At 45.2% G+C, this 12,493-nt stretch carries 11 protein-coding genes; 7 read left to right on the forward strand and 4 right to left on the reverse strand.

Features of this window, described 5'->3' with window-relative positions; all coding sequences use genetic code 11:
* The 3 genes from AB3112_RS04105 to AB3112_RS04115 all read left to right on the forward strand — a co-directional run.
* Positions 1–1,241: sensor histidine kinase (locus AB3112_RS04105; protein WP_367333994.1), on the forward strand; the 1,241-nt coding region annotated here is incomplete at its 5' end.
* A gap of 390 nt (positions 1,242–1,631) precedes the next feature.
* Positions 1,632–2,303, forward strand: a complete 672-nt coding sequence (locus AB3112_RS04110; protein ID WP_084974654.1) for a phosphatase PAP2 family protein — start codon at positions 1,632–1,634, stop codon at positions 2,301–2,303.
* Positions 2,293–4,839, forward strand: coding sequence for a YfhO family protein (locus tag AB3112_RS04115; protein WP_367333995.1), 2,547 nt, complete (start codon positions 2,293–2,295; stop codon positions 4,837–4,839). Before AB3112_RS04110 ends, AB3112_RS04115 begins: the two co-directional genes overlap by 11 nt.
* Before the next feature lie 77 nt (positions 4,840–4,916).
* Here the strand turns inward: AB3112_RS04115 and AB3112_RS04120 are convergent, their stop codons facing one another.
* Positions 4,917–6,101: a cyclopropane-fatty-acyl-phospholipid synthase family protein gene (locus tag AB3112_RS04120; protein WP_084998427.1), complete on the reverse strand. Its 1,185-nt coding sequence runs from the start codon at positions 6,099–6,101 to the stop codon at positions 4,917–4,919.
* 92 nt (positions 6,102–6,193) lie between these two features.
* Entirely contained in the window at positions 6,194–6,634 is a 441-nt protein-coding gene (locus AB3112_RS04125) for a MerR family transcriptional regulator (protein ID WP_084974647.1), read from the reverse strand.
* Positions 6,635–6,877: 243 nt separating this feature from the next.
* Between AB3112_RS04125 and AB3112_RS04130 the strand changes: the two genes are divergently transcribed.
* Positions 6,878–8,350 carry an MDR family MFS transporter gene (locus tag AB3112_RS04130; RefSeq protein WP_367333996.1) on the forward strand — a complete coding sequence of 491 codons (1,473 nt, stop codon included), beginning with the start codon at positions 6,878–6,880 and terminating at the stop codon, positions 8,348–8,350.
* Complete coding sequence (locus tag AB3112_RS04135; protein ID WP_084974643.1) at positions 8,350–9,066, forward strand: DUF4811 domain-containing protein; 717 nt, start codon at positions 8,350–8,352, stop codon at positions 9,064–9,066. The genes AB3112_RS04130 and AB3112_RS04135 overlap by 1 nt, the downstream gene beginning before the upstream one ends.
* An 85-nt stretch (positions 9,067–9,151) precedes the next feature.
* Here AB3112_RS04135 and AB3112_RS04140 read toward each other — a convergent pair whose 3' ends face one another.
* Positions 9,152–9,736 (reverse strand): peptidylprolyl isomerase, encoded by a 585-nt coding sequence (locus AB3112_RS04140; RefSeq protein ID WP_084974641.1) that lies wholly within the window; start codon positions 9,734–9,736, stop codon positions 9,152–9,154.
* 154 nt (positions 9,737–9,890) lie between these two features.
* On the opposite strand from AB3112_RS04140, the gene AB3112_RS04145 reads away from it, so the two are divergent.
* Complete coding sequence (locus AB3112_RS04145) at positions 9,891–11,144, forward strand: MFS transporter (protein ID WP_367333997.1); 1,254 nt, start codon at positions 9,891–9,893, stop codon at positions 11,142–11,144.
* An 81-nt stretch (positions 11,145–11,225) separates the two neighbouring features.
* Complete coding sequence (locus AB3112_RS04150) at positions 11,226–12,269, forward strand: zinc-binding dehydrogenase (RefSeq protein ID WP_084974638.1); 1,044 nt, start codon at positions 11,226–11,228, stop codon at positions 12,267–12,269.
* Between the two features lie 71 nt (positions 12,270–12,340).
* Here the strand turns inward: AB3112_RS04150 and AB3112_RS04155 are convergent.
* Positions 12,341–12,493: LPXTG cell wall anchor domain-containing protein (locus AB3112_RS04155; RefSeq protein ID WP_367333998.1), on the reverse strand; the 153-nt coding region annotated here is incomplete at its 5' end.

A 12,493-nucleotide genomic window follows, 5' to 3' on the forward strand; every position in this document is an offset into this window, starting at 1 on the left:
AAAGTTTGAACCGCTCGTTCATTGATGATAAGCCGGATTGGAACCAGTGGCGAAAAAGCAGCAACATCAATACTGAAAATACTTATGTCCGCGTCACTGACCAGAGCGGCGCAAACCGTCAATCAGACGTCTTTTATTCTAAGGGTGCTCATACTTTTTTAAGTTCCAACCCGACTCCGATTTCAAAATCACTGCACCTGCCATTTTTCCCCGCCCTCACCTACAGCAAGCATTATGGACTCTTTTATTACCGCAGTGGCGAACGGCGTGGCGAACACAAAAAGATTAAGTCTGAAATTTGGCTCAGCTTAAACTCGATCATTAAGACGCTGGCCTCAGTTATCCTCGTTGTACTGGGAACGTTATTCGTCGGGCTGATTCTGGGCTGGTTTGTCATTTCTTTGATCGCAAAACGACTGACGCGATCACTTCAGATGCTTCAACGAACAGCCCAATCCCACAGCCAGTCAGTTGTTAACGTCGAAAGCCTACTGCCGGTTCCAAATTCACCAGTTGAAGTTCGAGAGCTGGCGACCAGCTTTAATGACTTATTATCGGCAATTATTGAAAATAACAAGCGGGAAAAAGCGTTTATTTCAAACGCCTCTCATGAATTAAGAACGCCAATTGCCGCAATCCGTGGCCACATTTCATTGGTCAAACGACGAGGTAAAGATCATCCTGAAATTATTGACACATCGCTTCATTTTATTGATGATGAGTCCGCTAAAATGCAGGCTTTGGTCAACAGTTTGCTGGCCCTGTCCCGCGCTGATAAAGAGGTCGTTCAAAAGACCACGTTTGACTTGGTGGCGATTGTCAACGAAACCGTGGAAGAGCAACGCGTCCTTCTCGAGCAACACATCGAAGTCCGTGGTGCAAAAACAGCGAGCGTGAATGCCAATCAGACCAACGTTTTACAAATTTTGTCGACCCTTTTTGATAACGCCGGAAAATACGCAGGGGCCGATTCAACGATTACGGTTCAAATCACCAACACGGCTCATAACACGATTTTATCAGTCGAAAATAACGGCCCCAGCATTCCAGACGAAGATAAGAAACACATTTTCGATCGATTTTACCGTGGCGACCATGCGCATAACAGCCAGGTAACCGGAAACGGCCTCGGACTTGCAATTGCCGCCCAACTGGCAACTTTGAACGGTATCCAAATTAAGGTCGCCGATGTGGTTCCCCACGGTGTCCGCTTTGAGTTGGTGTTCAAAAAAATTGCTTAACAATAATGACTTCCTAAGAATTGATCAGTTAGTCTCCATTTCCAACAACGTACACAACTAAATTTGAACGCGTCAGGGGCTGGGCCAAAAGTATTAACTTGACTCAGCCTCTTTCTGTTGATTTCATACGATCAGCAACAATCAGCTGATCCCAAAATTTAATCCCATCAATCAATCATTCCAAGACCAGGAACAATTGACTGACGGGATTTTTTGAGGACTGGCGCTTCTATCAACCGCCCCCATATTAATAAGTGTCATTCGACGGCGACTATTCTGAGAATTTATCAGAAACCTCTTTTTTGATGCCAGTATTACTAAGGACTCTGCGACAGTAGACTGACCATATATCATTAAGGGTTTCAACACTTTAAGAATGGAGGCGCAGAAATGGAATCCACATCATTAACCAAGCATCCCTGGCTCACAATCGGATGGGTCTTATTCGCGGGCATGGCCGTTTTAGTCTTCTTTCAAAATGCCCAGGCTTACTTTTTGGATCGCGACATATTAAACCGTTTTGAGCAGCTCATCACCCCAGAACGGACGGCTTTCTTCAAAGCCTTTGCGTTCACAGGAAGTCCACTCGTCACCATTCCAACGGCAATCATCATTGGCGTGATTTTCTGGCGGCTTAAACAAGTCAATATCGCCATGTTGATCCTGATGATGACAATCACTGGAAACGCTGCCGGCCTCATCATGAAATTGATCATCCAACGCCCACGTCCCACAACAATGCTCGTTTCGGAAAGTGGTTTTAGTTTCCCTAGTGGACACGTTGTCGGATCTGTCATTTTATTGTTTGTGATCATCAAATTTGTCTGTCCAAAAATCTCCTCTGTTAGAACACGATTTTTCGTAGTGACCATGCTGCTTTTATGGCTGACATTAGTATGCGTCTCACGATTATACCTTCAAGTTCACTATCCTTTTGATGTCTTGGGCGGCATGTTGTTTTCGACATTATGGTGTGTCTCTGCCTTAGCACTTTTTAATCGAGAACAGGCCAACATGAAACAACGGGCTCATCAGAATCGAGGCATGAATCATGAACCTTAAATTAACCCGCACAAATATACTCATGATGTCAGTTATATCCGGAACAATGGCCCTGATTGTCCTGGGACTCATTCTGGGATTGAATGGGATTGTGCCATTTGGCAATCGCAGCCTGTTGGTCGGTGATATGGGCGCACAATATGTGCCCTTTTTATCATTTTTCAAGCACACGTTAGCAACCGGCCAGCTCACCCCGTTTTCGTTTTCAATCGGGGTGGGCGAAAACGTGGTGCCGCTGATCGCGTACTACCTTTTAAGTCCGTTTAACCTCATCACCTTGCCGTTTCCAACCAGTCAGCTTCCGGTGGCCATCACGATTGTCTTCATGCTTAAAGATGCATTCATCGCAGCGACAACCAGCTTCTTTCTGGCGAAACATTTTAATCGGCTCGATTGGCTGAACCCTGTATTTGCGCTCGCGTTTAGCCTGGGCGGTTTTATCACGGCCAACTTTATCAATATCATGTGGTTGGACGGGTTGATTTGTTTACCGCTCATTTGCTATGGGATTGATTGCATCAAGGCAAACCACAGCTCGTGGCCCTTATTTTTATGGCTAACTTTATGTATCATGACCAATTATTACATCGGCTACATGATTGGCATCTTCACGATTATTTACGCGATTGACGTGATGATCTCGACCCATTCTCAATTGCCGTCAGGAACCAAGTGGTTGCCAGCTAATTGGCCATTTATCAAATCGTTTGCCTTCACGGAACTTTGTAGTGTCCTAACCAGCCTGGTCGTCCTGTTACCCACGGCACTCGGCATGCTGCAGACGGCCAAAATAGTCCCGTCAGCCGATAACAATTTGATCTCTGTAGCCAAGCCCCAATTTGGCCTGGAGTTTCTCTCGCAGCTTGGCATCGGCGGCCAATCATACGTTAATCGCCTCTTTCACGCACCGGCGATCTTTGCGTCCACGGCAGTCGTGATTCTGGCATTTACTTATTTCTGCCATCCAAGAATTCCCCGGGAACACAAGACTGGCGCAGCAGTGACGCTTGGAATTTTATTTTTTAGCATGTTGATTGGCCCAATTAACTTGGTTTGGCACATGATGAGCCAACCATCGGGTTCTCCGTTTCGCTATTCATTTTTACTGAGCTTCATGCTGATAATGATTGGCTATGAAGCATTAATTAATCAGCCAGCCGGAATTAAGACCCGGTATAAATTAGCGATCCCTACGCTCATCACATTACTTTTAATCATCGGGTATGGGGACACAAAGTTGAATCACGCAAACGCCTACCTGTCGCTTCAACCAAATTCACTTCACATGCTTTTGATCAACATCATTTTGGTCATGATCTACTCAGCTATTTTATTCAGTACGATTACAAACATCAAAAGGCTGACTGTCGGCGCGCTGATTGTCACCGAACTAGGGGCTAACTTCATGAGTACCTTGGCAACAGAACCGTTTGCCAGCCAATCCAAATACACGGCCGCCTATCATCAACAACGCCGAGAACTGGCTGGTTCTACCAACCCGCAAACCCAGCTTTTCCGAATTGGTCAGCAGCAAACAGCCCTTGCGCCGGCATTTAAAGAAATCTATTACGGTTACAACGATGCCCAAATCTTTAACTACAACGGCGTCCAAGAATATAGTTCAACGTTGCCCGAACAAATGCGGGAAACGTTGAAAATGTTGGGCCTTTACAGCAAGAATCAACGGCGGATAGACTTCGCCGGCAATACCACGATTTCTAAACTGCTGTTGGGTGTTAAATACAACCTCAACCAAAAGGGTCAGATTCAACCAAATTCAAGTTACGTTGGCATGGGCTTTCCTGTCAGTAATCAGTTCGCTAACCTCAAACTAAGGTCCGGATTTATTTTCACGAACCTGGAAAATATCTTGCAAACGATCTCTCCGTCTTCCAATTCGTATTTGCCAAAAGAGACCATTAATCAAAGTTCAAGGACAATCACTCATTCCGGCACTCGTTATTCATTAACGGTTTTCCCAAAGTTGAGTGGTCCGCTTTATTTTGACACATCTGATGCGTCGTTTGATTACTCATCCATTAAGGTCAACGGCAAGCGTTTGGGAAACATCTCCGACCCACTTCACAAACGATACATTATCAAGCTGGGCACATACCGCCAAGGGATTCCAATGACAATCCAATTTCTGAGCCACAGTCAATCAGCGTTGAAGAAGGTCAATTTGATTACCTTGAACACACAGGCATTTTCACGAGTAGTCTCTCAACTCAAAAAGCATTCATTTATGCCGACATACCGAAATAACCAAGTCAGTGGATCGGTGACCCGGACAAGTCCCAATCAGCACTGGCTGTACACGTCCATTCCTTATGATTCGGGCTGGACAGCAACGGTTAACCGGCAGCCGGTTAAGGTGGTCAAAGTTTTAGGCGACTTTGCCGCCGTGCCGATCACCAGCACCACAAATCACGTCGTCATGCGTTACCACATCCCTGGCCTGATAGTCGGGTGCATTTTGTCCCTACTGGGGTTGTTGCTGTACCTTAGCCAAATGATTGTGAAGCATTTTAAATAGGTGTCAAAGCAAAAGAGGTCGGAGCAAAACACTAAGTCTTGCCCCGACCTCTTCTACATACTATTTTTACTTATTACTTATTCACCGTCAGCTTGATAAACATACTGACGCGTCATTGGCAAACCAGTTCCACTAGGGGAATTAGTCAGCAGGTACTGCATGACGTCAATGTTTCCGGCTTCAAATGAAGCGGCACTGGCTTGGAGATACATCCCCCACATTCGAGCAAATGGCACGCCGTACTTCTCTTTAACGTGATCAATCACCTTCGTGTAGTTGGCGTACCAAATTTCAAGCGTCTTTTGATAATGACGGCGCAATGGTTCCAAGTCGCTCATCTGCATACCGGCATCCATAATGTGCTTCATGTTTTCAGCAACGTTAGGAATATAGCCACCGTGGAAAATGTATTCGTTTAAGAACGGATCAACGCCGGCGCCTTCATGTTGGCCAGTGATTCCGTGAATCAAAGCGCGGCCTTCAGGCTTCAAGAAATCGTGAACCTTCTTGAAGTAAAGCCCCAAGTTTTCCTTACCAACGTGTTCGAACATCCCAACAGAGGTCACATAATTAAATTGGCCTTTCACTTCACGGTAGTCTTCAAGTAACACATCAACTTTTCCTTCAAGGTGACGTTCTTTGATTTGTTGCTTGGTGTAATCGTATTGTTCCTGGCTCAAAGTAATTCCGGTCGCATTCAGCCCGAAGTCTTCGGCAGCCATGAACAACAACGTTCCCCAGCCACTCCCAATATCAAGTAAGGTGTTGCCTGGTTGCGGATCAAGCTTATGCAAAATATGGCGGTCCTTGTTCAACTGTGCCTGTTCCAACGTATCGTCATCGTGTTCAAAGTAGGCACATGAATACGTCATCGATTTGTCGAGCCAAAGTCTGTAAAAGTCGTTTCCGATGTCATAATGTTTTTGAATATCACTTTCACTGGCCTTCTCTGAGTGAGAAATCCGAGGTAAGTGCTTCAAAAATGGATTGTTGGTTAAGAAACTGTGATCGGCCCGGAATGCGGACGCAACCAACTCTTGAATACTGCCATCGATTTCGATGTCGCCGTTCATGTATGCTTCGGCCAATACCAACGTTGGCTTGGCAGTCATTTCTTTTAACGGAATTTGTTTCTTGATTTCAATCTTGGCTTTGGGTTCACCTTCCCCATAGGTTTCAGTCTTGCCGTCCCAGTATGTAACTGAAACTGGGATATCAAACGCATGGCTCAATAATTCTTTGTAAGTAATTTTTTCTAACATGAAATTCCCTCCGACACATTTTTAATAATTACAGTGTAACGCTTATAGGGGTACAAAATGCAAGCATAAAGTTAATTAGTTTCTCAAAAACTTTACTTTTCCACCGGTACAACCTTGAAGTCCGTCCCATCTTTTTTAACAATCGCGTATAAGATAGTTTTCTTGCTGTCATCTAGATAACCCAGGTTAACGGCCGGACTGCCATCAATGGTGGCCATTCCTTCAAAGCGGTCAAATAACACCTGCTTGAGTAATTTAAGTTCACGACTCTTTGATTCCGCTTTTTGGGCAGCAACCGCCAGCGTATAGCCTTGGTCTAACAGCAGTTTCATTTGATAGACCTTCATCAGCATACTATAAGTAAACTTCCGGTTTTGTCCCTTGCCCTGCCGGCTTTCAATATAGCCTTTGCGTTCCCAATAGCGAAGCTGGGTCTGTGAAACACCCGTTGCATTGGAGACATCGCCAATTCCTAAATGCCAATCGTTATCCTTAATAATTTGAGCCAGCTTTTGCTGGAACTCTTTGTCCAAAATGATCCCTCGTTTCTAAGGTTAAAGTTATCCGTTCGAAAATGTAATTGTTTCCATTGCCTTAATGTCGGCATTTTGTTTATTAAATCGTCTGATACTTATATGAGCTTTATTAACATCAAGTATATATTTTTAAATATGTTTGTCAAGATACTTGACAACGAAGACGAATAATCTTATATTAGTCAATGTTCAATTTTTCGAAAGAAATCAAAAATTTAGAGACAAAGAAGGTAATCAATCGTGGGTAACGCAGTAGATAAAAACGGAAATTCGTATAACCGTGGCTTGATGATCATCGTTATTCTGATCGGAACATTCTGTACGGTTCTGAACCAGACGATTCTCTCCACCGCATTTCCGACCATTATGAAGGCATTTGATGTCAATACATCAACTGTTCAGTGGTTAACAACCGGATTCATGCTGGTTAACGGAATTATGATTCCTGTTAGTGCTTGGCTAAGCACAAGATTCAATTCAAAATGGTTATATATTGGTGCCATGACAGTTTTCTTTGTCGGTACAATTGTCTGTTACATCGCGCCAAACTTTGGCACCTTGTTGGCCGGCCGTTTAATTAAAGCATTAGGCGTTGGCGTGACCATGCCGTTGCTTCAAACGATCATGCTGTCAATCTTTCCACCTGCCAAACGAGGAACGGCCATGGGGCTTGCCGGAATTGTAATTGGTCTGGCACCAGCGATTGGCCCAACGCTTTCCGGATGGGTCATTGATAACTGGACTTGGCGGGATTTATTTGGAATGATCATTCCATTGATGTTCGTTGTAATTCTTGCCAGCTTCTGGTTCGTCAAGAGCGTTTTGGATAACAAGAAGACAAGCATTGACCTACTTTCTGTCGTCTTATCAACGATTGGATTTGGTAGCTTGTTGTACGGCTTTTCATCCGTTGGAGACGATGGCTGGGGCAGCACAACCGTTATTTCAACGTTAGTCATCGGGGTTATTTTCATCAGCTTATTCGTCTGGCGTCAACTTGTCATGAAGACCCCATTCTTGGAATTCCGGGTTTATCGCTCCGTTCCATTTACCGTATCAGCCATCTTGAGCTCCGTCACGATGATGTCAATGGTCGGTGTTGAAATGGTCATTCCGCTTTACTTACAGATTGTAAAAGGAATGTCGGCCTTTCATTCTGGACTGACCTTGTTAGCCGGTGCGTTAATGATGGGAATTATGAGTCCGATTACCGGTCGAGCCGTTGACCGTTTCGGAGCCAAACGCCTCTCAATTCTTGGAATGACGCTGTTAACACTTGGATCGGTGCCATTTATCTTCATTACAAAAAATACGTCAACCTTGTATATCGTCGTCTTCTACGCAATCCGGATGTTTGGGATTTCCATGTCGATGATGCCGGCCACAACCGTTGGGATGAACTCATTGCCAATTAACCTGTTGAGCCACGGAACTGCGGTTAACAATACGCAGCGTCAAGTTGCCTCTTCAGTCGGAACGGCTGTCTTAATTAGTATTTTGACAAACGTCACCAAGAGCAACCAACCCGCAAAGAGCATGTTGACTTCCAACCCATTGGGCTATCGAGATCACATGATCAATGCAACCTTGACCGGTTATCACGCTGCGTTTGCCATCTCACTTGTCTTCTGTGTCCTGGCTTTGGCAACCGCATTCTTCTTAAAGAATCGTGGTCAATCAAGCGACTACACTAAAAACGGAGGTGAAGATTAATGATCGTAGTAACCCTAATTTTGGGCGTTCTTTTCGCCTTCATCTTCTTCATTTACATTAACAATAAGCCGACTGCCTATATCTTAACGGCATTGTCACTTCTTGTTGCGATCACCTCAATGGTCTTCATTATTAAAAATGATCGGGACCACTATGGAATGCACCAAGTCACAACTTCTGTCAGCCAAAAAATCTATCCCGTTGGCAGCAAGCAAATGAAAATGTTTCTCTATCAGCCAATCGGTACCGCCAATAAGCATCAGGTCTATATTTATCAAAAGTCTGAAAATGCGAAGAAACAGTCGCATACACAAACGACGGATACAACCAACAAACTGGTTAAGACCAATGGTGACAACCGAATGGTTACTAAAACCACTCGTTGGGAATACACCAGCGGGACCACCAAGTTATGGTTTGGCATTTCTGGTGAGGGACACAAATTTGTCAAGCGCCAAAACGTTATCTATGTAAATAACGACGTGCAAGTCCTTTCCGTCCCACAAGCCAAGGCTCTTAAGAAAGCCATGGCAAGCAAGTCTTACCAAGCAAAGCTCAAGGTTCAAGGCAAGGCGTTCGTCACAAAACAAGTGATGGCTGCCATGAAGAAGAACCCAACCATGTCGGCCGCCGACCGGACAAAGGTCATGAAGCAGGCCCAAGCAGAGTTCCAAGCAAACGCGGTTTCAAATATTTTGAAACAAATTAAGAAATAGTCTCCTCCAATTAAAAAGTATTGAATTAGCTGGTCACAAATCAGTCAATTCAATACTTTTTTATTTATCGATTAAATTAAGACAGCTATTTGTCGATAACGACCGATTCCATAATTACATCGTCTTTTGGCTTGTCCTGAGCATTGGTGTCAACCTTGCTAATTTCTTTCACAACGTCCATGCCGGAAATGACTTGGCCGAAAACTGTATGCCTGAAGTCAAGCCAAGGTGTCCCGCCATTCTTGTAAGCATCGATAATTTCTTCAGGATACCCAGCAGTTTTCATTTGAGAAACCATGCCGTCATCAACGTGCTCGTTGGTGACAATGAAGAACTGGCTGCCGTTGGTATCCGGACCCGCATTGGCCATTGACAGCGCACCGTTGATGTTAAACAGTTCTGGTGAAAATTCGTCAGCAAAGTTGCCGCCAAAGCTGCTTTCGCCACCCATTCCGGTACCGGTTGGATCGCCGCCTTGAATCATGAAATCAGGAATCACACGGTGAAAAACAACCCCGTTATAGTATCCCTTTTCAGCAAGGGCAACGAAGTTTTCAACGGTCTTGGGTGCCTGTTCCGGGAACAATTGAACCACAATCTCACCATGGTTGGTTTTAATGGTTGCCTTGGGTCCCTTGGCGTTTGCTAAATCTAATTGAGGTAAAGTCATCTTGTCTCTCCTTTAAGTTTGCTTTTGGTATCTTAAGTGAGCTTATCACAACCGCTTGTCAATGTCAGTCACTTTGACGGTTATTCGCCAATTTTAGGCTAATTACGGTAGAATATGGATAACCATTATTTTATGAAATATCGAGGAAGTTGCCATGAGGGTTAAACAGGAACATTGGCGTCGAAATATCTATTTATTTTTAGTCAGTCAATTTTTGACGGGTATCACCAGCATGATCGTCCAGTACGCAATTATTTGGTATCTGACAAAGCAAACGGGCTCCGCAACAATTTTAAGCATTGCCACGATTTTGGGAATGCTGCCGATGGCGTTGTTAAGTCCATTTGTCGGGCCACTGGTTGATCGCTGGAACAAAAAGGGCTTATTAATTGTGCCTGATGTCGTCGCGGCCATGTTTGCCATCGTCCTGTCAGTCTCCGGCGGCGTCTTTCACGTCTTTCCAATCTGGCTGATTTTTGTGTCGCTGTTAATGCGATCCATCGCTCAAACCTTTCAAATGCCCACGATTCAATCAGTCATGCCGACAATGGTCCCCGACGAAGAACTGACTAAAATCAACGGCCAACTGGGAATGGTCCAATCCGCTAACATGATCATTGCCCCGGCACTGGGGGCATTCTTATTTGCGATCATCCCCTTACAGTTTTTGATTTTACTTGACGTGTTAGGCGCCATCCTTGGAATCAGCATTTTGATTTGGGTTCAAATTCCCAACAACGAAAAAATTGATGCGGCCTTACACATGCTCCACAACACCAAATTAGGCCTCTTAGACCTTATGAAAAATCGTGGACTCTGGTACATTACCATTACCGGTGCCGTCTTTACACTGCTTTATATGCCCGCTGCCAGCATGTATCCACTGATGACCATGAAATACTTTCAAGGAACCGTCGGCCAAGCCGGGTTCATTGAAGCCTTATATTCCGCGGGCATGCTGGTCGGTGGCGCCATTATTGGCATTTGGGGCAACTGGCGGGACCGAATGAAGCCGGTCATTATCGCCTTTTTCCTGATCGGCATTCCAACTGGCTTGAGCGGCTTGCTGCCAGGAAACCAGAGCGGGTTTTGGTGGTTTGCCATTTTAAACGTGATTGAAGGCATTGCGACCCCATTTTTCAATACCCTGTTAATGGCCATGATTCAGCAAAGCTACCCTTCCAAACAATTGGGTCGGGTCCTTGGCGTTCTTAATTCGCTGATGAGTCTGACCGGCCCGATTGGATTGATTTTTGCCGGGCCGCTTGCCGATGCAATTGGCGTTGAAATGTTATTTGTCATCGCAGGAGTTGGCACGGTTATCTGCGGTCTCGTAGCGATCATGACGCCTTTGATGCGCACATATGACATTGAACTTCAGAAACGTTTGGAAGCTCATTCAAAATAATTTTCAAATCAGCTTGCCTTGAAGTTCACTTTAAGGTTTACAATAACGTCGTAAGTCAAAACAAGATGAGGAGATATGAAAATGAAATCAACATTATTTGTTAAACCAGGAAAAGTTGAAATTACTGAAATTGATAAACCCACGATTCAAGCTGACGATGACGTTATTTTACACATTGTCCGTGCCTGTGTCTGTGGATCTGACCTCTGGGCCTACCGTGGCTTAGAAGAAAAGGATGCCAATTCTGAGAACAGTGGTCACGAAGCGATTGCCATTGTTGATCAAGTTGGAAAAGACATTACAACCGTTAAACCCGGTGATTTTGTGATTGCACCGTTTACCCACGGCTGCGGTCACTGTGCTGCCTGTCGTGCCGGTTACGAAGGCAGCTGTCAAACCCATCGTGACAACTTCAGTTCAGGCTATCAAGCCGAATACGTGCGTTATCAACACGCTGAGTGGTCATTGGTCAAAATCCCCGGCCACCCGGAAGATTACAGCGATGGCATGCTGAACTCACTTCTGTCACTGGCTGACGTGATGGCAACCGGCTATCACGCAGCCAGAGTCGCCAACGTTAAGCCAGGCGACACTGTCGTTGTTGTCGGTGACGGTGCGGTTGGCCTGTGTGGTGTCATTGCCGCTCAAATGCGTGGTGCCAGCCGAATTATTGCCATGAGCCGTCATGAAGACCGACAAAAGCTCGCCACCGAATTTGGTGCAACGGATATCGTGGCTGAGCGTGGTGACGAAGCCGTTGCCAAAGTCATGGCCCTTACAAACGGTGCCGGCGCCGATGCCGTTCTTGAGTGTGTTGGCTCAGAACTCTCAACTGAAACCGCCATGAATGTTGCCCGCCCAGGCGCAATCGTTGGTCGGGTTGGCTTGCCACACACCAAGAAGTCCGATCCAAACAGTACTTTCCGCCGGAACTTAGGCGTTGCCGGTGGCCCTGCTTCAGTGACCACTTATGACAAGGACGTCTTATTAAGGGCCGTTCTTGATGGCGAAATCCACCCGGGTAAAGTCTTCACCAAGCGGTTTAGTCTTGATGAAATTGACAATGCTTACCAAGCAATGACCAAACGTGAAGCGATTAAATCACTGGTGATTGTTCAAAATTAGTGAATTATCATTCCAATTAAAAACGGCGCCACACTTGAATTATCCTTGTGTGGCGCCGTTTTTTAATTGACTTAATCGTCTTCTTTACGTTTCTTTCGACCAAAGCCAATCCAGGCAAACATTGCCATTAAGATCATCCCAATTACCGATAGTTGGTGATCAGTCTGATTTTCACCAGTTTGTGGTAATTTTTCCTGGCTGGCTGTTTGAGTTGCTGGCGTTTG

The organism is Lentilactobacillus sp. (assembly GCF_040773105.1).
Taxonomy (GTDB): Bacteria; Bacillota; Bacilli; order Lactobacillales; family Lactobacillaceae; genus Lentilactobacillus; species Lentilactobacillus parabuchneri.